General features: G+C 59.8%; 20 protein-coding genes and 1 pseudogene. 7 read left to right on the top strand and 14 right to left on the bottom strand.

Features of this window, described 5'->3' with window-relative positions; translation table 11 throughout:
* Positions 1-47: 47 nt before the first annotated feature.
* Both M2333_RS01290 and M2333_RS01285 read right to left on the bottom strand, forming a co-directional pair.
* Positions 48-1,352 (bottom strand): DNA-packaging protein, encoded by a 1,305-nt coding sequence (locus M2333_RS01290; protein ID WP_413716515.1) that lies wholly within the window; start codon positions 1,350-1,352, stop codon positions 48-50.
* Positions 1,353-1,365: 13 nt separating this feature from the next.
* Positions 1,366-1,905 carry a hypothetical protein gene (locus M2333_RS01285; RefSeq protein WP_264610610.1) on the bottom strand — a complete coding sequence of 180 codons (540 nt, stop codon included), beginning with the start codon at positions 1,903-1,905 and terminating at the stop codon, positions 1,366-1,368.
* 720 nt (positions 1,906-2,625) lie between these two features.
* On the opposite strand from M2333_RS01285, the gene M2333_RS01280 reads away from it, so the two are divergent.
* From M2333_RS01280 to M2333_RS01250, 7 genes and pseudogenes are all read left to right on the top strand, one after another.
* Positions 2,626-3,606: an AAA family ATPase gene (locus tag M2333_RS01280; RefSeq protein WP_264610609.1), complete on the top strand. Its 981-nt coding sequence runs from the start codon at positions 2,626-2,628 to the stop codon at positions 3,604-3,606.
* 2 nt (positions 3,607-3,608) lie between these two features.
* The gene (locus tag M2333_RS01275; RefSeq protein WP_264610608.1) at positions 3,609-6,107 is read left to right on the top strand and encodes a S8 family peptidase; all 2,499 of its coding nucleotides are present in this window, start codon (positions 3,609-3,611) and stop codon (positions 6,105-6,107) included.
* Positions 6,108-6,231: 124 nt separating this feature from the next.
* Positions 6,232-6,843, top strand: a complete 612-nt coding sequence (locus M2333_RS01270) for a hypothetical protein (RefSeq protein ID WP_264610607.1) — start codon at positions 6,232-6,234, stop codon at positions 6,841-6,843.
* Between the two features lie 436 nt (positions 6,844-7,279).
* Positions 7,280-8,032 carry a LuxR family transcriptional regulator gene (locus M2333_RS01265; RefSeq protein WP_264610606.1) on the top strand — a complete coding sequence of 251 codons (753 nt, stop codon included), beginning with the start codon at positions 7,280-7,282 and terminating at the stop codon, positions 8,030-8,032.
* A 128-nt stretch (positions 8,033-8,160) separates the two neighbouring features.
* Entirely contained in the window at positions 8,161-8,790 is a 630-nt protein-coding gene (locus M2333_RS01260) for an acyl-homoserine-lactone synthase (RefSeq protein ID WP_264610605.1), read from the top strand.
* Positions 8,787-9,662, top strand: a complete 876-nt coding sequence (locus M2333_RS01255; protein ID WP_264610604.1) for a phytanoyl-CoA dioxygenase family protein — start codon at positions 8,787-8,789, stop codon at positions 9,660-9,662. Before M2333_RS01260 ends, M2333_RS01255 begins: the two co-directional genes overlap by 4 nt.
* 3 nt (positions 9,663-9,665) lie before the next feature.
* A pseudogene (locus M2333_RS01250) lies at positions 9,666-9,809 on the top strand (GntR family transcriptional regulator); the annotation flags it as partial.
* Positions 9,810-10,061: 252 nt separating this feature from the next.
* Here the strand turns inward: M2333_RS01250 and M2333_RS01245 are convergent.
* From M2333_RS01245 to M2333_RS01190, 12 genes are all read right to left on the bottom strand, one after another.
* Positions 10,062-10,235, bottom strand: a complete 174-nt coding sequence (locus M2333_RS01245; protein ID WP_264612654.1) for a hypothetical protein — start codon at positions 10,233-10,235, stop codon at positions 10,062-10,064.
* A gap of 272 nt (positions 10,236-10,507) precedes the next feature.
* On the bottom strand, positions 10,508-11,803 hold the full coding sequence (locus M2333_RS01240; protein ID WP_264610603.1) for a hypothetical protein: 1,296 nt from the start codon (positions 11,801-11,803) through the stop codon (positions 10,508-10,510).
* 52 nt (positions 11,804-11,855) lie between these two features.
* On the bottom strand, positions 11,856-12,179 hold the full coding sequence (locus M2333_RS01235) for a hypothetical protein (RefSeq protein WP_264610602.1): 324 nt from the start codon (positions 12,177-12,179) through the stop codon (positions 11,856-11,858).
* Complete coding sequence (locus M2333_RS01230) at positions 12,176-13,741, bottom strand: S41 family peptidase (RefSeq protein WP_264610601.1); 1,566 nt, start codon at positions 13,739-13,741, stop codon at positions 12,176-12,178. The genes M2333_RS01235 and M2333_RS01230 overlap by 4 nt, the downstream gene beginning before the upstream one ends.
* A gap of 37 nt (positions 13,742-13,778) precedes the next feature.
* Positions 13,779-14,450: a GntR family transcriptional regulator gene (locus M2333_RS01225; RefSeq protein ID WP_264610600.1), complete on the bottom strand. Its 672-nt coding sequence runs from the start codon at positions 14,448-14,450 to the stop codon at positions 13,779-13,781.
* A 15-nt stretch (positions 14,451-14,465) separates the two neighbouring features.
* Positions 14,466-15,200: an amino acid ABC transporter ATP-binding protein gene (locus tag M2333_RS01220; protein ID WP_264610599.1), complete on the bottom strand. Its 735-nt coding sequence runs from the start codon at positions 15,198-15,200 to the stop codon at positions 14,466-14,468.
* Positions 15,197-15,877, bottom strand: coding sequence for an ABC transporter permease subunit (locus tag M2333_RS01215; protein ID WP_264610598.1), 681 nt, complete (start codon positions 15,875-15,877; stop codon positions 15,197-15,199). Before M2333_RS01215 ends, M2333_RS01220 begins: the two co-directional genes overlap by 4 nt.
* Entirely contained in the window at positions 15,874-16,617 is a 744-nt protein-coding gene (locus tag M2333_RS01210; RefSeq protein ID WP_264610597.1) for an amino acid ABC transporter permease, read from the bottom strand. Before M2333_RS01210 ends, M2333_RS01215 begins: the two co-directional genes overlap by 4 nt.
* Positions 16,618-16,663: 46 nt before the next feature.
* Positions 16,664-17,614 carry a transporter substrate-binding domain-containing protein gene (locus M2333_RS01205; protein WP_264610596.1) on the bottom strand — a complete coding sequence of 317 codons (951 nt, stop codon included), beginning with the start codon at positions 17,612-17,614 and terminating at the stop codon, positions 16,664-16,666.
* A 133-nt stretch (positions 17,615-17,747) separates the two neighbouring features.
* Positions 17,748-20,750 (bottom strand): TonB-dependent receptor plug domain-containing protein, encoded by a 3,003-nt coding sequence (locus M2333_RS01200; protein WP_264610595.1) that lies wholly within the window; start codon positions 20,748-20,750, stop codon positions 17,748-17,750.
* Between the two features lie 422 nt (positions 20,751-21,172).
* Positions 21,173-21,700 carry a hypothetical protein gene (locus tag M2333_RS01195; RefSeq protein ID WP_264610594.1) on the bottom strand — a complete coding sequence of 176 codons (528 nt, stop codon included), beginning with the start codon at positions 21,698-21,700 and terminating at the stop codon, positions 21,173-21,175.
* 80 nt (positions 21,701-21,780) lie between these two features.
* Positions 21,781-22,416: a hypothetical protein gene (locus M2333_RS01190; RefSeq protein ID WP_264610593.1), complete on the bottom strand. Its 636-nt coding sequence runs from the start codon at positions 22,414-22,416 to the stop codon at positions 21,781-21,783.
* Between the last annotated feature and the right edge of the window lie 74 nt (positions 22,417-22,490).

The following is a 22,490-nucleotide window of genomic DNA, read 5'->3' as shown; positions in this document are numbered from 1 at the left end:
ATAGCAAGCACTTCCGTATCGTTCCCGAAACGGGGTGAAGCGACAAGCTAGAGTGATCGAACCCGCGCCTGCGGATTGGTCTTCAAAAGCAGTTCGGTCAGGCACCAGACGAGGGCGTCCGCACGGTCAGGCGATCGTCCCGGCCCCTCGTAACGCCCATTGATCAACAAGCCGCACAACTGGTCCTCCAGTATCGCAAAGGGTCGGGCATGGCGGACCCGACCAGCCTCATAGGCGGCGGCAATCGGCTCGGCTCGCGCCACTTTTCCCTGCGCCGCGTGAACGAGGCGGACCGGCAGGGTCATGTCGGCTCCGCGCAGCACGGTACGCACCATCTCGCCGCCATTATTCGCTTCCGCCACAATGCGGTCTGCCGCCCAGCGCTCCGCGGCGTGCGCTACAGCCTGTGCCCAGCGTTGCGGGCTCGCCCACTCGACGCTCGCATCCTCCAGCACGATTGCCTCGCCGGCCTGATCGATTCCTGCGACAATGATCCCGCAGGCGTCGCCTCCCGCGCTCGCTGGCGGATCGACCCCCACCGCGACACGCGCCAGTTCTGCACGCTCAGGCACAAGGCCGGCTAAACGGCACGTCTCAATGAGCGCCCGCGTCCACAGCGCGCCTTCGTGATCGAGCAACAATTCCCCGTCCAGCTCCTGTCGCCCCAGCCGCGTGCCCCCGAAATTTCGTTCCATCTCCGCGAGGAAGCTCTGCGGAAGCGCACCACGATTGTCCTGCGTGCTGCCTCGCGTCACCACCACGCGCGGATCGGCTGCCAGACGTCGGATCAGTGGCACGGCGCGCGGTGTGGTGGTCGCGACAATGGCCGGTCGATTGCCCAGACGCAGCCCCATCGCCAGATTGTCCCACGCCGCTTCTCCGCGCGCCCACTTCCCGATCTCGTCTGCCCAGGCGTGGCTGTGCTGTGGTCCGCGCAACGTCTCCGGGTCCGCAGCGCCGTAGAGCATGGCGCACGCCCCACTTGGCCAGCGCAAATGACGCTTGGCCGGAAACCATTTCGGTTCATTGCCTTGTGTCGCGATGGCAAGCAGTCCGCTCTCGCCTTCCACCATCACGGCTCGCGCTTCATGCAGGCTCGCCCCAACCAAAGCGATGCGCGCGGTGGGATCGCGCTCGGCCACCATCTGCACCCATTCGGCGCCGGCTCTCGTCTTGCCAAAGCCCCGCCCAGCCATAATCATCCAGGTGAACCAGTCGCCCCGCGGCGGCAATTGCGCAGGTCGCGCCCGAAAGCGCCAAGCCTGCGTCAAGCGCCGCCGTTGGGTGAGTGACAAGTTCCGTAAGAGTTGCTGCCGCCGCGCGGGCGTCAGTCTGGCCAGGCGATCGATCATCGACAGCCTGTCGTCATTCACCTGCCGGCTCCCCGGCATTCTCCTTTCCATCGTCCTCCGTGAGGAACCGCTCGCAAATGGCCTCCAGTTCGGCATCCAGCCCGTCCAGATCTTCCGGCTCATCGCCAGCGCCACTTGCCGCCTCGGTTTCGCGCCGCCAGGATTCCACCTCCTGCCGATGGGCTGTCAGCAATCGCACTGCCACCGTCAACGGATAGCTGTGGATGGTCCGCACCTGCTTGACCGCCTTGGTCTCGCCATCGATAACCGTTTCGGTTCGCATCGTCCCGTCAAGCGATTGGCGCATGAGATGTAGTTCGAGGTCGGAATAGCCCTGCTCCAGCGCCTCTTTCCAGGCTCGGGCGAATTCCGGATCACGTCCCTTGAGCGCATAGGCCGTGCATCGATGCATAGAGACTGCTTGCGCCGCTGCACTGACATTGGATGTCTCGGCGAGCACGGCAAGAAACTGGCGGCGGCGCTGGATCGTCCAGCGCGGGCATCGGGGACGCGACATGCGCGGTCGCGGCGCACCGATCGGGCGTTGCGTCATGAACACCATCCTGTTGAGAGAAGCCTTCGCAATGCGCCGCATGACGAGGTGGCCGGCTCTGTCAGAGCGGCCCGCTCGAGCGATTCGAATTGCGATGATGCCTTCTTCTAACCAGAGAGCGTCACGATGTCAACAATAAATAACCTAAATGGTTATTTTTACTTCCGGCGATACCGGAAGTACCAGACAACACTTCCCATTCAATCTAACACCCTGAATAAGAAAACGAAAATGCTATTTTACCCAAGTGTAATTCTTCTCAGCAACCATATAGCAAACATGGCCATGAAAAGTGATGCGAAAAAGTGGCGCGCCAATCATGCTTCGAGGGCCGAAATGGAATCAGCTAAAATGGCACGGTTTTTATGAATTATTATATCCTAATTGGTTTCAATAATCCGTTTCTCTGAGGCTGGCTGGACCATCATTCAAGGCACCAAAGCACCTGATATGAGGACACCGCGGAGAAATTGGCTTTACCCGCTTCTGCAACAAGCCTTGTGTCGCAGCTGGCCTATCACCGTTGATGATCCTAAAAGCCGGAAGGCGCGCTAAGGCAGGTCATGCACCCGTGCATCAATTCATTGTCACCCGCGCCCAACGACGATAGGATCGCCATGCGACTTGGGGGCAGTCGAACAGACGCGATTTCCGAGCGTTGCCGCAACAGACAGCGCGAGTGGATGGCATGGTAATATTTTCGATAGCATATCGGCGCTTATGACTAAGGCCACACATCTCGTCGCGCTGCTGCAAAGCCATATTGATGGCGATGATGAGCAGTTTCTGACTGTGGCCATGCAGGCTGCGGCCAACGAGGCACGCCAGGGTCATGGTAAGCTTGCTCAGCAGATGCGCGAAATGGTCGATGACGCTCGCGCGCGACCCAAATCGAAGGCGCCAGGACGGGCTGTGCCTCTGGTTCAGCCACGGGGCGAATTGGGGAACCTGGTTGCCGCTCGGTACACCGACACACGCCTCTCCAGCATGGTGCTGCCAAACGCGCTTCGCGAGCGTCTCGAGCGCGTGGTCCTCGAGCAGCGCCAAGCTTATCGACTCCGCGAACATGGCTTGCAACCAAGGCGCAAACTGCTTCTGATCGGTCCACCTGGCGCTGGCAAGACTATGACGGCCGCCGCAATGGCGGGGGAACTCAAGCTTCCACTGTTTTCCGTGCTTCTGGATGGCCTGTTGACCAAGTTCATGGGCGAAACGGCCAGCAAGCTCCGAACCGTTTTCGCAGCGATGGCCGAAACGCGCGGCGTCTACTTCTTTGACGAGTTCGATGCGATCGGCGCCAAGCGCAGTGAACGCAACGATGTGGGGGAAATTCGCCGTGTCCTGAACTCCTTCCTTCAGTTTCTGGAGGAGGATGACAGCGAAGGTCTAATCGTCGCAGCGACCAATCACCCTGAGCTACTCGATCCGGCGCTATTCCGCAGGTTCGACGATGTGATCGAGTATGAGCTCCCCAGTCCTGAGGTGGCACTCGCAATTCTGGTAGGACGCCTGTCGACATTCCAGACGAGCGGCGTCGACTGGGGCCAAGCCGCGAGGGATGCCGAGGGCCTAAGTCAGGCTGATCTATCACGCGTTGCCGACGACGCTGCCAAGCATGCTCTCCTCTCAGGAAGAGACAAGGTCGATACCGGCGATATCCTTACCGCGATCTCCGAACGGAGAGCGGCGGCACGCCGCTAAGCATGGCAGACGAGCCCGCGCGGCCCTATCGGCATATCTATCTGCAGAAAACCGGCGATCGGCGGGCTTACACCGCACACCCGGGTGGCGGTGATAACGGAGATGGTCCGCCTGCGCGCAACCGCGAACAACATGCCGAGGCCTTGACACAGGCATTGACCCTAGCGGTTCAGCAGGGCGAAGCGCTGCTCGCAAATCGGCAAGCCAATCTCGAGGCCGGGACCAAAGGCTTCTACATCGAGTTCAGCCTCCCCGAGGCTCAGGCTGATATCGTCGACAAGCTCGAATACCGCCGCGGCAAGCTGCCGATCGAACTTGTCAACGTCCGTGCGCCCGTCGACGGCCAGATCAGGGCGACCGTCTTCGTTCCCGAAAAGCAGAAGGACTATTATCTCAAGAAAGTTGCGAGCTATCGTGACGAGGATAAGATCCGGCAGAAGGTCAAGGAAGACGGGACGGTCGAGGTCATTTCCCGTCCCAAAAACGAATTGCTTGTTGCGTCGATCGAGACCGCGCGCCTCGCCGTCGCCCGGTCCTTCTACACCGATCAACCCGACCTCTTTCCGGCGCCCGGCGATGCTGTCTGGTGGGAAGCGTGGCTTCGTTCTGGCACACGCGGCGCGTTCGAAATTGCGTCTCAGGCCTTGGACCTAAGTACACGCGAACACAGCCTCAGCTTTGCGGAACGCGAAGTGATCGTGGTCAGAGCGACGGCCGAGCAGCTGGGCAGCGTGATCGCAAACACCGATTGCGTGGCGGAACTCCGGCTTGCGCGCGATACGCCTGCACTGTTCATGGGCATGGATGGTGCCGAACAACGGGCATGGAGCGATGACCTTGCCGGCCGCCTGGTCCCTTGTGACAACAACGCGCCGGCAGTGTGTCTCCTGGATTCCGGATCAACGATCACCCATCCGCTGATCGCGCCGTTCCTGAATGTCGATGACATGCACGCCTTCCATGGCGGAGCGCTGGTCGGCGACACCAGCCTGCAAAGCCATGGCGGCCATGGCACACGGATGTCGGGCACTGCGCTCTACGGTGACCTTACTGAGGTACTCGACGGCAACGGTCCTGTGGAGGTCCGCCATCGACTGGAATCTGTAAAGATACTGCCGGACCACGGCGCCAACGATCCCGATCTTTACGGGGCGATCACCGCCGACTCGATTTCTCGTGCAGAGATCGCGGCGCCTCACCGCCCGCGCGCCATCTGCCTCGCACTGACCAGTCCGGGAGATCACTTGCGCGGCCGCCCCTCTTCCTGGTCAGCCAAGCTCGACGCCCTGTCATTCGGACGAGATGAGGTAACGCGCTTCCTCGCGGTTTCAGCAGGCAATATTCGCGAAGCTATCGTCTCGACGGATTACCCAGCCCATAATGACACGACCCCGATCGAGAGTCCTGCGCAGGCATGGAATGTCCTGACAGTCGGCGCTTTCACGGAGCGCACCGTGATCGCGGATCCTGCTTTCAACGGCTGGGCGGCGCTTGCGTCTGCTGGAGACATCCATCCGTGCAGCCGCACCTCGGTCAGCTGGAATCGGGAGTGGCCGCTCAAGCCGGACGTGGTGTTCGAAGGCGGCAATCTCGGTGTCGACCCTGGCACAGGCCAATCGGACAGCATCGATGATCTTGCGCTCCTAACAACGTTCCATCGGTTCAACGAGCGCGCCTTCTCCACAACCGGAGACACGAGCGCCGCCACCGCGCTTGCCGCGCGCATGGCTGCACAAATCCTCGCCGATAGGCCGGCGCTTTGGCCTGAGACTGTCCGCGGGCTCATCGTTCACTCTGCGGAATGGACGGCGGCTATGCGCGCTAATCAGGCGGACATCGGCAAGACAGCGCTACTGCGACGCTATGGCTTTGGCGTACCATCGCTCGTTCGGGCGCTGGGAAGCCTCGACAACGACGTGACCATCGTTGCCGAAGAAGAGCTGACCCCGTTCAAGAAAGACGGCTCGTCGGGGGCAACGGACGAACTGGCGGTGCATCAGTTGCCTTGGCCAAGACACAAGCTGCTCGAACTGGACGACGCTCTGGTCCAACTCAGGATCACGCTCAGCTACTTCATCGAGCCTAATCCCGGCGAGCGCGGCGTGTCCCGGCGCCACACCTATGCGAGCCACGGCCTTCGATTTGACCTTAAGCATGCAGATGATTCGCTCGACGTGTTTCTGCGTCGGCGCAATGCTCGGGCGGGTGCCAGGCCGCCAAAGCGGGTGGCGCCTGATACGGGTTGGACGATAGGCCCCCAGCTGCGAAACCGCGGATCGCTCCATGCAGACATTTGGGAAGGAACAGCGACCGAGCTGGCGTCCCGCGACGCGATCATCGTCTATCCGGTGGGAGGCTGGTGGCGAGAGAATGTTGCTCAAGGCCATCTTAGCGAGACGGTTCGCTACAGCCTGATCGCGAGCATTCGCGCCGCGCCGGGCACCGAACTTTATACTGAGATCGCGATGCCGATTGCTCCCGAGATCGAGATCGGAGTCTGACGGCCCCTGCCCTGATGGTCCAGCGTAGCTCACGGCAAGACACCGCTGCCTTGATTGGCGTTATAAGAAAGCCGAGAAAGAGCAAGTGAACTTAAAGCACCGTCCCCAGCGCTATTCGTAAGTGATGCTCGCCAAAGTCATGACCGATCGAGGCCTGACAGCCAAAGTCGCCCGTCCGACACCACAGATGCGCGCGCTGTTTCGCGAGATTGCACGAGACATCATTGCGGACGATCGCAAGGCTCGCAAATATGGGCTAGCGCAGAACGCGATCGGCAGGATCGAGCGCGCGATGGTGAAGGCCTATGTTGCGGGTCAGCAAGCGCTCCTTGATGATAGCATGGCGCTGCCCCCTGTGCCTGATGCAGCAATCGAATGGCTAGAACTACCACCAAGAGCACGGAACACGCTGATTTCGATGACCGGTGCCCTCTCTGGGCTTGTCGCCCGGCTGTTCCCCGATCGCCCGATTCCCCACGCCAAAGCGCCGGATGAGATAGAATTGACAATCGAGAACGGCCGCAAACGCTGGACGCTGGTTCGGGACGACAAGCGCGACGCCGAGTCAATTGCGGACGGCAGCGTGGCTCCACTGATCCGTCTCGGCCTGCTCGCACCCAGGCCGGACAGCGACGGACGTTATGCCCTTACCGATTCCGGGCTCGCCGCCGCCAGAGAGTATTGGCGTCGTGCAGATGCAGGCGACCCCACGCTGCCGCGCGAAAGCATGCGTTGACCGGCTGATCCACACTGCAGGATGACACCGTAGATTCTCGGCCTGATCCGGAGGATGACGGGCAAATCGGTGGACACGGGTCTTGTGAAAAACTGCAAGACAATCTGCCCAGAGCCAAGAGGATGCCGGAAGGCATCCTGCATCAGCCTGCCTCCAGTGAAATTCTTTGCTTGGGAGGAGCTTCGCGCGAGATGGAGAGGACTAGTCCATTCCCATGACGGGACGAGCACAATTATCGCGGAATTCGTTTCACTGCTAAAATGAGATATAAGGACAGCATCGCCGACTCATCGACATTGCGCGACCATGTGCATGTGAGGGATGCGAAAACGCGGGCCGAGGCATGGCGTGAGACCTGTTGTTGAGGTCCATCGGAATGAAAGGCTTATCGCGGGCCTGCGGGAAGGGAGCGCATCCGTGGTCATGACAGGGGGAAATGCGTCTTGAACTGGCCGACACTCTGGGCGAACTGCTTATAAGGACACCGTCAATCGACGGATTGAACGACGCCATGGGCCAGGCTGCCCATGATATGGGGTTCCAGCGCTTCGCTCTCTCGCTTGAGATCGGCTCTGGAAGTGAGTGCGGCAAATCGATCCTGCTGCACGATTATCCTGCGAGCTGGGCAGACGTCTATCTCGGCTTCAACCTTGCCGCGACAGATCCCATCCGCCGTGCCGCTGAGCGGAGCCTCACCGGGTTCCGCTGGAAACAGGTGCGCGATCTCATCCCTGTGACAGCGCAGGAAGAGGTCATGTTCACGACCGGTTATCGCTACGGCATTGCCGACGGATTCACAGTCCCTCGACACCTTCCAGGTGAGGCGATCGGATCCTGCAGCTTTGTCGTTGGACCGGGGCAGTCGCTGCCTGAGCAAATGCTGATTGTAGCGGACACATTGGGTGCCGTTGCGCTCGAGCGTGCCCGCTTGCTGTCCGGCTGCGGCAGCCATTCTGTAAAGCCCAAACTCACCGAGCGCCAACGCGACTGTGTGCTGTGGGTCGCCCGCGGCAAGACGGACTGGGAGATATCGCGGATCCTTGGCATCAGCCGCGAGACCGTCACACAACATATCAACGATGCCCGAGAGCGTTATGATTCCGTGCGGCGTGGCCCGCTCATCCTGCATGCGTTGTTTGATGGATTGATCAGCTTCACCGACATTTTCCGGTGGCGCCCACACCGTTGAAGCCTGCGGTGCATTAACTGGCGGCCCATACCGAAAGCCGCCGCCTGCGCTATCCCCATTTATGGGGATGGGCTGTCTCCGAATGGGATGATTTCCTGCGCGTGCAAACCATCGCGAGGAGATCCATCATGTTGGAGGAGACGTTTGAACGAACCCAAATCGATGAACACCAGGCGCTGAGGGCCATGTGGCGGGCGCGCAGGGAAGTGTTCGTCGACCTGCTGCGCTGGGATCTGCCCGTGCTTGCAGGGGACTTTGAGATCGACCAGTTCGACGATGAGGACGCCTATTATCTGATCCTGCTGGCGGATGGCGCAGCCCATCGCGCCTCTGCGCGTCTCCTGCGGACGGATCGACCGCACATTCTAGGCGACCTCTATCCGCATCTGTGCGCAGGCGTCCCGCCCAAGGGAACCAGAATTCGCGAAATCACGCGTTTCTGCCTTGATCGCCATCAGCAAGCGTCGGAGCGGCGCAGTGCGCGTAACCAACTCGTGACCGCCCTCGCGGAACATGCACTGGCGCGTGGCATCACCGAGTATACCGGCGTCGCCGAACAAAGCTGGTTCGAACAGATTCGGGAATTTGGATGGTCCTGCGAAGCTCTTGGCCAGCCCGTTCGGCACGACGGACGTTGGCTCACGGGACTGCATATCCGGATCGAGGACGATACGCCTGACCGTCTGCGGGCGAGCGGTGTCTATGCGCCGCTCCGCCACACGCTCACCGCCACCGCCATGGGAGGGTTGCTGCAATGACCGCCACCCTCCCCGTCTCCGCCACCCCCGAGGACTGGACCGACCGATTGCTAAGCCAAGGCTACTGCATCATTCCCAATGCGCTCCCGCCAGAGACGATTAAGGCCTTGGATCGCGATCTTGATCCGGTGTTCGAGGCGACACCGCTATGCCAGGGGCGCTTTTACGGCGAACGCACCAAGAGGTTTGGGAGTCTTCTCAAGCGCTCGCGCTATGCGTCCGCGCTGGTGCTTCATCCGGGCATTCTAGCCATGGTTGAGAGGGTGTTGGGGCAAGCCTGCGAGCGCATCCAGCTAAACGTGGCCCAGGCGATCGAGATCCATCCGGGCGAAGTTCGCCAACTTCCGCATCGCGATCATGACATGTGGCAAGGCCAGAAAGGCGCACATGAGTATCTGATCAACGTCATCTGGCCACTCACGCCCTTCACGCGTGAAAATGGGGCCACGCTGATCTATCCGAACAGTCACGGCGCGACGGGGCTAGCGAGGGAGCATCTCGGCGATCCTATCGGTGCGGCCTGTGGCCCGGGCGCGGCGATCTGCTTCCTGGGTTCTACGGCGCATGGCGCAGGCGCCAACATGACCGGTCAGCCTCGCAGGGGGGTGGTGATCGGATACAGCCTTGGGTGGCTAAAACCTTACGAGAATCAGTGGCTGGCTTATCCGCCTGAGATCGCCCGTGCCTTTCCCGCCGATCTGGCCGCGCTGGTGGGTTACGCGCAGCATCGCCCCAATCTTGGCAATTATGAAGGGCAATGCCCATCGATCCTACTTCAAAACGAAGTCCCAGCCCATATCGGCGCGATCGACGCGCTGCGTCCTGACCAGGAAGCAATGCTCGCCTCCTTCGACGATATGCAGCAGGCCTGAGCGGTGAGTCCGGCCCATGTTCTGGAGCCGACCTATGATGCGATCAGGCGTCGGCTGATTGCCGGCGCCTGGCGTCCAGGCCTTAGGCTCGAGGCTGCGCGGCTTGCGAGCGATTTGGGCGTAAGCATCACGCCGGTCCGCGATAGTCTCAATCGGTTGACGGGGGAGAGGCTCGTCCACTCTACGCCTGGCGAAGGCTTTCAGGTTCCGCGACTCGATGGGACAGAGCTTCGAGGACTGATCGACTGGCACCGCCGCCTAGTCTTTTTCGCTTGCGCAGTTGCCACAGATGCCTGGCCAGCCTTCATCCCGCACGGCCATGACGGAAATGCCGAGCGAACCGCACTTCTCTTTGGATGCCTCGCCGCCATAACCGAGGACCTGGAACTTGAGTGGGCACTAGGCAATGTCGCGGCACGCATAGCGCCTTATCGACGGCATGAGGACAGCATCCTGTCCGATGTGAGCAGCGAACTCGATGAGATCGAAGCGCGGCTTCAAAGTACAGACGCCGATGCGATCCACCTCGCCGTTGACCACTACCATAGGCGACGTATCAATATCGCTGACCAACTCGTTCAATTAGCACGAAAATGAAAGAAAGCTCGTGCTCCAGCCTGCTCAGGCAAGACGCCCGTAGCGCTCCAACCGGCGGTGCTGCGAAGCAATTCCCAGAACTGCCATTGCCGGCCTCGCGCAGTACCAATTACCGCCATTGAGTGGGCGGCGACGTCTAGATCCAGATTGCGACCAGCAGCAGGCAATTGGGCCGGCTGGAGCGCCAACGCCAGATTGGCCGCCCGGACATGCCTGCCTCTGATCGCAACCGGGTTGGCTGCACCTCCCTAGCTTCGAGCCGGCGCACCGACCACGTCGGAGACGTCGACAACATACATTTGTCGTTCGCCTTCATGCACGGAATCAATGCAGATCGCGTCCCCCGAACGGTTCCATCGTGGGTGCAGATCGCAGCGATTGACCTTGCCAAGTGCGGGATCGGTATAGAAGCGGCCGACATCGTAGCGCCGTTTCGATACGGTATCGTAGAGGATCAGCAATCGATGATCCTCCTCGTCAGGATAGGTGTCCGACACCATCCAGCGGCCGTCGGGAGAATAGGTCATGTGACCATTCTCCGTCAGACAATCCGCTCCAACGATCTCCACCTCATCCGTCCGGTCCGTGTAGAGATGATAGTGCGCCTGATGGTCGTGCGGCCCCCAGATCATGACATGATCATCGTCTCGCCAGGTGGGATGCGACAGCTGGTAGATCGCCTTCTCATAATCGAAAATCCCCTCCGGCGCGGCGCCGGGCGGCGACAACGGATGGTCGCCACATTCGAGCAAGCGAAGGTCAGAGCCATCGGGATTGGCAGTGAATAAGCGATGGAGCCAGCGAGTCTCATCTTCAAAGCATTCCGTCCAGCGGTGAAGGAACAGGAAACGGCCAGATCCCGGTGCGATTTCCATATGCGTGACCCAGTGAAAGGCCTTGTCCATCGATGCTACAGCATCAAACTCCCGCAGTTGCCTGAGGGATATCACGAGCTGATGCTCACCGGTCGCCATATCCATGCGATGGATGCCATCATCGGGTGGCGCGAGATCCAGCGGTGGACGCACGCTATGGGGGAAATAGCCAATGGTCGGATGAGCGAGCTGCAACCTGTCATAGCTGATGCAAAGCGCATATTCGCCGCTGGGCGCGACCACATAGATCGGGAGGGGAAGCGCGCGACGCTCACCGGTGACAATATCAAGAACGGTCGCCCCGAAATCCGGATAAAGCGCCTGTTCCGCAAAGCTTCGCGTATTGAACACTACGCTGGATGCTGTGTTCTCTAGCCATTGGAGCTGGCATCCCATCTGAAAATTCCAGGTGGTGGTCTCGCCGAAAGGACGGAAGACGCCATCCTGGGTCATGTCGAAGACGCCGACCTGTGCAGCAGCCAGACGGCCCAGGTCGCTTTGCATCGCATCGACGCGGTTCGCCAGCGCCAGCGTGCCTGCTGCGTTCCACACGGGCTTGTTATAATAGCCGAAGAAATGATGCGCTGAACCGTCACCCAGCCGCGTGACTGGACATCTTGCCCAGATGGAGCCGAGTGCGAGCGGGTCGGTGACTGGCGTGGTCGCCATAGTGCTGATCCTCAAATTGGTCGATGAAAGGGTAAATTGGGGGCGGCGAGCGCTAAGGTCGTCGCGCGGATTGCCGTTTGTCTTCGGCCAGACCTCGCAACAGAACGTCCCAGCCGGCATCGACCCGAACCGGTTCGATATCGTCTGCTGCTAAGCGAGCCGGACCCATGCGGGTCGTGATTGCAGTCGCGATGTCCGGCTCTTGGCCGTGAAAGCGAACACTGGAGATCGCCGGCAGTTCATCCCAACCCGCCCGCGCCATCTGACGATCGTCGGCCGAAAGGGACGCTTGTCGGGCAGACGCCAAACCAGAACTGGCCGTGACGGCGAGGGCCGGCACGGCCCACCACAAAGGCGAGATGGTCAGACGCTTCACTGTACGGATCCCACCGTGGCCAGCGCTCTAACCCGATCGAGCACGGAGTCGGTCGCACCGAACCAGTCGGAAGGGATGGGTTCCATCCCGATATCAGGCTGAATGCCGACCGTGTCGTATCGCTCGCCGGTCTTCTGGAATGACGCCATCGTCGAGATATTGATCAGCAGCCCGCTGTTAGGCAGCGCGGTTTCCTCACCCTGCCCGCTCCGTCCCATCGTCGGCGTGCCGATCAGGGTGATACCGGGCCAGCGTTTGAATGCCGAGGTGAAGATGTCTCCCGCGCTGCCCAGACCCCAGTCGATCAACATATAGACCGGGCGCGCATAAAATGGTTTCGCCGGGTCGGGCCGCTGCGTCGTGAAGTACCAGTCGGTGAATTTGCCGGCAGGAGGCGACCAGGCCGGCTTGAAACTGGTCATGAACGCGTGAAACGCAGCGCTCTCAGCTGCGGGATTGGCTGGATTTGACCCAAAGAGAAGGCGCTTGTCGGAACTGTCGAACACCGTGAGCGGATCGAAACTGACGGCGCCGTCCGGTATGCGAAATTTTACGACGTTAACTACATAGGGCGGTGCGCCAGGTGCCATAAAATAGGGGAAAAGCGCGTTCAGGACTTCCCGCTTGCCGCCGCCTGACTGGCGCGCGTCGATAATCAACGCGCGGGTATCGCGAAACCGTGCCATCTCGCTGTCGACATTGGCGACGAAACTGGCCGCCTCCGCACCTTGATGCGCCGGAACGCGCAGATAGCCGATATTGCCTTCCAGTATCCGGCTCGCAGTGCCGAGGTGAAAGGGCTTGGGCTGGTCAGGCCTCGTAGCGAGCACCGGCAATTTCATCGTTGTGCTGCGCTCGCCATCTTCGGACACTAGTTCAACCGTGACATCGGGCAGGCGCGGCAAGCCCATTTCGGCGCGCATATAGTTGATGTCGGTCATCAGACCCACCGCGCGGCCGAACCGTGCCGAGACCGAACTGAGCGGGCCCTGGCCAATGTCGCCGGCCACGCGCATCCAATCTTCTATCAGCACACCGTCAATCGCGCGGACGAACGGGAAGCCGCGATTGAGCAGGCCCGCAGGCTTTGAGGAGTACAGAAAATAGCGCGTGTCGATCTTGCCAACGCGGAAAGGCGAAAACCCTTGTGGAATGCGCGCTTCCCAATCGACGACCTGGGCGTGATCATCACCGAACAACCGCACCAGCTTGTTGATCTGGGTCGAAAGCCCGTTCACGGACACCTTTGCAGGCAGCTGACGCTCTATGACTGAAATAGCAGCGTCCAAGGGAAATGTGGTCGACCAGATATAGGAACTCGTCGACCGAATGATGTGTCGGACCGCCTCCAGATCCTCCACCGCTTGAGCGCGTGTGAGAAAGCGGTCGGTATCGGCTCTTCCAATGTCATTGCGATGCAGGTCCCGGACATCGAAGGCTGCAACGTGTGGCGCTGGAACAGAGGCGGAAACGGCGATAGGCGTCAGCCCACCGGCGAGGATGATGGCAAGCCGACCGGATCGGGCCGCACGATACATCCGGCGATTCAGATCAAGGCGCACACGAACCTCCCCACGCTTCTCGCACTATCGACCTTCGTCAGGACAAGCCGTGCCGGAACAGTTCGGCACGATAGAATTCGCGCGCACGCGCGATATGAGCACGCGCGGCGGCCGAAGCGCCGTGCGCATCGCCAGCATGCATTGCCTCGAGCAAAGTCTGATGTTCGCTGACAATCAAAGTCGATCGCCCCTCGAGCGAACGAACGCACTGGCGATAGCGCTCGAGCCGGACCATTAATTGCGCAAGGAGGCCCGAAGCGGCCGCATTGCCGGAGAGCACGCATAACCGCGCGTGAAAATCCACGCCAACACCCAGCAGCACACCCGTGTCACCAACAGTGGCAAGTGCACTCATCTGCGTGTTGATGCTCTCCAAGCGAGAGAGGCTAATCTCTCCAGCGACCAGACGCTCTGTCGCCTGCCGGGCGATCAGCCCCTCCAGTTCCTCACGTGTCCTGGACAACTGCACCATGTCGTCCGTCGAAAGCGGAGGAATTTCGATTGAACGGCTGCGTTCACGCCGGATCAGACCGATACTGTGGGCCCGATTGATGGCCTCGCGCAACGGCGTGCGGCTCACACCGAACACTGCGGCCAGTTCGGTTTCCGTGATCGAACAGCCCTCCATCCGGGCCGGATTGGCGATCCAATCCGTCAGGCGCGTCATCAGCGGCACCGACTGGTCCTTGAGTTCGTCCTCCAGGATCATTTCTCTCTCCACCTTTTAATGGCTTATGATTTTCGACAGGAAACGCTGCGCCCGCTCCGAGCATTGAGGGGGCGACCCGAAGAAGGCATCGCGCGGGCAGTCATCCACAATCTGACCCGCATCCATGAACACCACGCGGTCCGCCACTGCGCGGGCGAAACCCATTTCGTGGGTCACACACATCATCGTCATCCCATCCCGCGCCAGCCCCGTCATCACATCCAAAACTTCAGTGACCATCTCCGGGTCCAGTGCAGACGTGGGTTCGTCGAACAAGATGCAGGACGGGTCCATACACAGGGCGCGCGCGATGGCGACGCGTTGCTGCTGACCGCCGGATAATTGCCCAGGAAATGTGTCGCCGAACCGAGCGAGTCCGACCCGCTCCAGATAGCCGATCGCACGCTCACGCGCCTCTTCCGGGCGACGTTTGAGCACCTTGACTTGCGCAAACTCCAGATTGCGTAGCACGGACATGTGCGGGAACAGCTCGAAGTGCTGGAACACCATGCCAACGCGAGCGCGAATTTCCGGAAGCACAGATGCGGGCGCCGGGATAGAAAAATCGCCGATCAGGATTCGCCCCTTCTGGATCGGTTCCAATGCATTCACGCATTTGATGAGCGTCGACTTGCCTGATCCCGATGGACCGCAGACCACGACGACCTCACCCGCCGCAACCTGAAGACTGCAGTCATGCAGCACTTGGGTTGCGCCATACCATTTGGACACATTCTGAATATCGATCATGCTAGCGCCTTTCTGGCCGTCCAGCGCTCGACAAGCTTCGACGCGACAAGGCACATGACGAAGTAGACGGCACCAGCAAACAGGTACAATTCGATGAGACGGCTATCGCGCTGGCCGATTTTTGTCGCCGCGCCGAGGAAATCGCTCACGCTGATGACATAGACCAGCGACGTATCCTGAAAGATAATAATCGCCTTCGTCAGGATCAGCGGCGTCATCGCGCGTAGCGCCTGAGGCAACACGATATAGCGCATTGTCTGCGTACGGGTCATCCCGAGTGCAAGCGCAGCTGCCGACTGCCCGGGGCGAACGCTCAGAATTCCCGCGCGGATCACTTCGCAGAAATATGCGGCTTCGAACGCCACATAGGCGATGAAAGCCGAATAAAGCGGACCAATCGGAGTGTAGCTTCCACGGATCGCTTCCAACACCAGCGGAACAAGCAGGTAGAACCAGAAAATCGCCAGAACGAGCGGGATCGAGCGAAAGATCGTGACATAGCCAGTGGCAAAGCCCGCAACCACGCGATTTGCGGAAAGCCGCATCAGCGCAAGCCCGATGCCAAGGGCCATTCCGCCGATAAGCGACACCAGCAGCAAAGCCAGCGACAGCCCCATGCCTTGCCACAAAAATGGCAGCGCCTGTCCGATCACGCTCCAGTCGAGGTCGTGGTTCATTTCGCGCCTCCGGTGCCATGCATGGGAACAGCGAGGTACAGTTCAAGCCGCCGCATCGCCCAGGACACGGTTTGTGCGATTACGAAGTAGAGCAGCGTCGCGACAATGAATGCTTCAAAGATATGCCCCGTAAACTCGCCGATCTGCCTGCTCTGCGCTGTCAGTTCCAGGAGACCGATCGTCAGTGCAACGGCGGAGTTTTTGAACACATTCAGAAATTCCGATGTGAGGGGCGGCAGGATGATGCGGAAAGCCAGCGGCAGCGTAATCAATTGGTAGACCTGCCAGCGCGTCAGACCGAGCGCCAAACCCGCGGCGAGTTGCCCCGGCGGTTGCGCCTCGATCCCGGCACGCACTTGTTCGCACACGCGTGCTGACGTGAAGAGGCCGAGGCACAGGGTTGCCGTGACAAATTGGACTAGTGCCGGATGCGCATTGTTCAGCCCATTCTGGATCGACATCGGGAGGAAGGCCGGGGCGATATAGTACCAGAAGAAGAGCTGGACGAGCAGCGGCACGTTCCGGAACAACTCGACATAGACGCCAATGGCGCCACGCAACGCTCGCGACTGGGATGTGCGTCCGATCCCAAAGGTCACACCCAGAAAAAGTGCGATCATCCAGGACAGCAGTGAGATACCGATAGTGATGGCGAGGCCAGCCGCCATCCAGGTCAGATAACGCCCCTCACCGGTGAACGTCGTCGACAGGAAAATGCCCCAGTCCCAATCGTAGTTCACGAGGCGCCTCCCGAGCTCAGACGTCTTAGAAGAGTGCAGAGCGCGCTCATTGCAGCGGCCTGTCATTAGGGGCTGCGAAGAGGCTGGCCAGCTCAGCGGAGAATGGCACGGCCAGATTGACACCCCGAGGTGGGATCGGTGCTTGGAACCAACGCGCGTAAAGCTGTCTCATTGCCCCGGAACGCATCATCTTGATGATGGTGCGATCAGCCAATGCTTTGAAGGTTGGGTCTTGCTTTCGCAGGCCACAGCCATAGACCTCTTCCGTCAGCGGTTCGCCCACGACGTGCCAATCGCCTGGGACTTTCGCTTTCGACAACTCTCCATAAAGGATCGCGTCGTCGCTCATGAAGGCGATCGCCTTGCCAAATTCCAGCGCAACAAAGGCATCGCCATGGTCTCGGGCCGCGATCACCCGGATGCCGAGCTTCTTTTGCACATTGACGGTGCGCAGCGCGACTTCTGAGGTTGTCCCCGCCGCGACCACCACATTGCGACCGCGCAGATCGTCCAGCGCGTGCACGCCGCTGTCGCGGCGAACGAGAAACCGCGTCCCGGACATGAAATAGTTCGTGCTGAAGGCGATCTGCCGGCCTCTGCTTCGGTTGTTAGTCGTGGTGCCGCATTCCAGATCGATCGTGCCGTTCAGCAGCAGAGGAATGCGCGTCTGCGATGTGATGGGGACCAGCCTGACGCGAAGGTTCGGGATTCCCAGTTCCTTGCCCACCTCACGCGCGATGGTCATCGAGATGTCGTGCGCATAGCCCACGACATGCTGCTGGTTGTCGAAGTAAGAGAAGGGAATGCTATTCTCTCGATGGCCAAGCGCAATCTCACCGGTCCGCCGAATGCGCTCGAGCGTCGGCTCCGTGACAGACGTCGAGGCAGCATGATCGGGGTTCCCGCATCCGGCAAGCATGGTGCTGCAAGCCAGAGCGACCGCAAGCGACAGGCGGACACAAACGCGCTCCACTCCTCTCACGATCGTCCTCGCCAAACAGATTCTCCTCTGTTTTGGGTCACTGGCTTTGTTCGAACCAGTGCCCCACAACTTTTTCCCGCCCTGTGTGAGAGACGCTTGCCAAAATCACCGGCAAGCGTCTCATCCCCTATGCCATCCGCAATCGGCTTTAGAATTTCAGACTTGCCGAAACGGTGAAAGTTCGCCCGAGTATGTCGTAGGTCGTCGGGAAGGTGTTGCCGTTGTTGAACGGATTGCCACCCACGCCCGACCCGACCAGGGGCGGCTTCTTATCGAACAGGTTCTCCACAAGGATGTTGAACCCGAACTTCTCACTGACCCGGAACTGGGTCGAGAGGTCGAAGAAATCATAGGCCTTAATCTTGCGAAACGCCTCCAGCACCGTGGACGGGTTGGGACCTCCTCCTTGCGGGGTGGTCAGCGGGGTGATCACGGTGGCGTTGTAATCCTCCAGATGCACCGAACCGATGCGCGTCCAGAGCAGGGAGACATCGACGCCCCCATTACTGTAACCGACACGACCATTCCATTTCCACTGCGGTCGAGGATTGGTGCAATTGGTCGAATAGGATGCCGTGCAGTCGCGGTTGATCGAGTTCGGCGTCGCCTGATAATGGTAATATTGCAGGTAGGTGCCACTCAAGCCGAACTTCAATGCGCCTGGATTACCCCCCAATCCGAGCGAGGCCAGATCCAACCGATAGTTCATGCCAAAATCAATGCCGGCGGTCTGGATCACGCCCAGGTTCGATCCCGCAAGGATCACGCCTGGTGTATCGGCCCCACCATTCAATGAGCCGTTGAGAGGGTTGCGAGCGACCAGCTGGCAGAAGGCATTGGGGGTATAATTCGGATTGAGCGCGGCCGAATAGCAGCCATTGAGGATATCACCGGCGGCCGGCGTTGAGATCGCATCCGTGATCTTGATGTGGAAATAATCGACCGTCATCGAAAAGTTGCGGACCTGTGGCGGCGTGAGAACGAGACCCAGCGTGTAGGTGCGGGCTTTTTCAACGCCCAAATTGGGATTGCCCGACGTCGTAACGTTAATCTGTGAAGAGGATGGCGCACTGATCGAGCCAATGGACGAGGCTGGCGCGCCTGTGGCGATACACAGGGCCGTCAAGCCGGCGTTGCCGACTGGAAGGTTGCTTTGGCAAGGATCCTGCGAGAGATTACCCGCAGATGTAACGGCCGCCTGGAACAGCTCTGAAATGTTGGGTGATCGGACAGCGACCTGATACATTCCACGAAACTTGAAGCCCTGGATCGGCTCAAACGAGCCACCGGCCTTCCATGTCGCGCTGCCACCGGTCGTGCTGTAGTCGGAATAGCGGAGACCGGCTTCGGCCTGGAGGCTGTAGAGAAAGGGGCGGTCAGAGACGAGCGGCACGATCAATTCGCCAAACGCTTCTTTCACTGAGATGAAGCCGGACGTCGGCGGCGTCCGCGTGCCATAGCCAAGCACCTCACCTTGAGTCTGGGTCGCGGCGTCCGGGATGCTTTTCGCGGTCAGGCGGCGGTATTCTGCGCCGATCGAAAAGGCGATCGGCTTGTCCGCCAGCGGGCTGGTGATACCGAACAGGTCGCCTGAGATATTGCCGGTAACGACCCCAAGCGTCACCTTTCGGCGGACAAGAGCTTCGAGGCCGATGAAATCCAGCATGCTGTCGGTGACGCTGCCGAGCGGACCGAACAAATTCATCGGGACGCATCCGTTCGACGTGTCGCTACAGACGGGCGTTCCCGACGTGTTGACGTAAGACCGTAATGCTTGCTGGAGCTTGCTGTACGAACCCCAGTTCGACAGTGTCTGGTTCTGGCTTGTTTCGCCATACTGGGCGGAGACATCGAACTTGATCGCGGGCGCAAGATCCCCACGAAAACCGGCCTCTACCTGGAATTGCTGCGATTCGAACAAGTTGCCGCGCGGACCATTTTCAAGGAAACGGCGCTGCGCGATGACGGGCACTTCGCGATAATTGGCACTGGTTGGCGTGGTCGCAGCAGCGGCCAATGCGCATTGCGCCGCACTTATGCTGCGGGCCGCGCAGAGTTGGTTGCGCACGCCAACCGGAAGATAGGCGTTCGACAATGGCAGGTTGTAAGTGGCGGTGAAGGTCGCACTGGCCGTTTGCTGGATAGCGGACTCGTTGCGAACGAAGCTGCCACTCGCATAGGCTTCGATACCAGGCGTGAGCTCATAACGTGCCGCAGCGTAAATATTGAAGCGATCGAGCGGCGACTGAATATAGCTACTACCCGCAGTGTCCTGCAGATCAGATTGGGTTGCCAGACGCAACGAACCAGTGGCGGGATTGAGGATTGCACCCAGGCTGCCGGAGCCGAGACCAAGCGCCGTCGAACTGGGACTGGTAAATAGCACGGGGATGGTCGCTTGGGAGCCGCTAAACAGGCCGTTCGCTGAGTTGATCGTGACGGCGCTGACCGAACGCCTGTCTCCCGTCAGAGAGTTACGCTTCATATAACCAATGCCAAGGACGGCGTTACCGCGACCATCGTCAAGATTGGCCCCGATCAGGAGATCGGCTCGATATTGGTTTGCATCTCCCCGCTGGGTAATGCGATTGCTCGCGTCGAGCTGGAATCCGACGAAGTTCTTCTTGGTGATGAAATTGACGACGCCCGCGACGGCGTCTGCACCATAAACCGACGAGGCACCGCCTGTGGTGACGTCGACACGTTCGATCAACGTAGTGGGTATCGTATTGAGATCGACAATGCCGTCGAGGCCGAACGGGACAATGCGCTTGCCGTCGAGCAGAACAAGCGTGCGATTGGTACCAAGGCCACGAAGGTCGACGTTGGACGAACCGTCGCCGCCGCTATTCGTCGCCGAACCGAGCGAGGGCCGAACCGAGGGAAGATCGCGCAACAGGTCCTCGGCAGTATTGGGCTGGCGGAGCTGGATTTCCTCCTGACCGATGACGTTAACCGGGCTCGCGACCTGGAGGTCGGGACGCGCGATGCGCGACCCGGTGACGACGATGTCGTTCCCCGTCGACGCCGGCTCCCCTGCGTCCCGCAACTCCGACCCTTCCTGCGCACTCGCCGGCACAGCCAGCGCCAGCATCATCGCGGAAGAGGTCAGAAAGCCAACTTTACGCCCCAAACTACCGAGAATTCCCATAGTGCCCTCCCTGGCTACCGTAGATTGCATACTTGTATACAACATCATTGTCAATTGGGCTGTTCTGCACCCGTAAGGGTTCCGCATGATCAATGCCAAAGACGATGACGCTAGATCGCCAGAACTTCCTATAAGGCGATCAATAATGATCTTAGATGATCGTGTATCTCTTTAATAAATCAATGATTTCATAACTGATAAATTTTCCAGTCAGCACTGATTTCTCAAATACTGATATCGCAGACCTCATGCCATTATTAAAGTCTTACGCCATTGCGTCGGTATTTCTACACTCAAACATCACGACAAAAGCGGAAGGCGATTTCCTTCAAAGCTGTTGAGGCCTGCCTTTGCTGGGTTGCAGCCTTTGCTCCAGGCTGGCGAGCATGCCATTGCGATCACCCCTCTAGAGGGAGGGGTCGTCATGGTGACTTGGCCATAAAGGGTGGTAGCGAAGCCGACGCGGAATTCACAAGTTTGATGATGTCGTGGCCATATTTGGTTTGCAGCGCGTAGCTGCGCGGCCCTGTGACAATCGCGTCCTCAAATCCAAATGACGCAAGAGTCCGACGGAGATGGCACACGTAAACCTTGACGATCGCATTGCTCTCAGTCCTCGCCCCCATCGTAAACTTGAGGTCGTCATGCTGAACGAGCTGGCCTGGGTAGGACAGCAGGTGAGCCAGAAGCAGAGCGAGCCTGGCGGGCACGTCAAAGACATTTTGAACACGCAACACGAAGGCTTCCAGCATCAGGCCGTCCAGCCCTAGAAGCAAACTTTCGGAATTGCTGGGCTGATGCCCCGCTGGCGTCTGGAACGGGCGATCCTTGGTTCTCGCACTCTGCAACAGCTCCTGTTCGATGCGCAGCAGGCGCGCGGCAACAGCCGAGTGATGGGATCGCTCGAAAGCAAGTGACGACATCCTCAGGGCATCGAGCGCAATGCTCAACCATGGATCCGAACCGTCGTCCGTTACACGCAGTCGTGGCGCCTTAGGAAACTCTCGAGAGAATTTCGTCCGTACTCCGGTCATGCCATTGTCCCGTGGAGTTGCGCGTGACGACCGGCACATGGCTGCTGATGAGCGAGACCAAATCTTCGAACAAAACGATCTGCCTGCGCGCAGTTCTCGAACGCGAGCGTCGCTTCGACGACCGAGCCTGAAACCGGATTACGATAGGCGATCACAAGTTTGGGTCGGCGGGTGCCCATGAATTTGGCGCCGAGGAGCAAGCTGAGCTTACATGAGACAACGCGGTATCCAGTCGAACGGTCGCACAGAACGAAATGCGCATTGTCCATAGCGGCCGCACCGGGCCGCGGGCTGGTCCAGCTGTGGATGTCCCCCCTCCGACGATCGACATGGAACGCGACCAGTTGGGCGAGCCGCCGACGCCGCCGTTGCCAGATGAGGCCGCGCACCCCCTTCGCGGCGTGCTGGACATAGAGGCCCTGAGCAATGGCGACGAGAACAATTCCTGCTGCCAAGGCGGCCCATAATGAACCATCCGGCACGATCTCATGAGAACGTTCCTTCATTCCAGTGGCAACCCAAAACGCGCAGCCCAAGAGCGCCAGAGGCAAGGCCCATTCGGCGCAAATCCAGGCCCGGATGGTGAATGCCGCCCACGCATGCTTTCCATAAAAGCCGAGCGCGCGCGACATTATCCAACGCTTCCCATAAGCAGGACGTGTGGGCAGAATGATGGATGCGCAACACTGCCGCGCCGCGTCTGGTA

The sequence above is a fragment of the Sphingobium sp. B11D3B genome (genome assembly GCF_025961735.1).
In the GTDB taxonomy this organism is placed as follows: Bacteria; Pseudomonadota; Alphaproteobacteria; order Sphingomonadales; family Sphingomonadaceae; genus Sphingobium.
The sequence above is the reverse complement of the archived record's forward strand: the minus strand, read 5'-3'. Positions and strand labels throughout refer to the sequence as shown.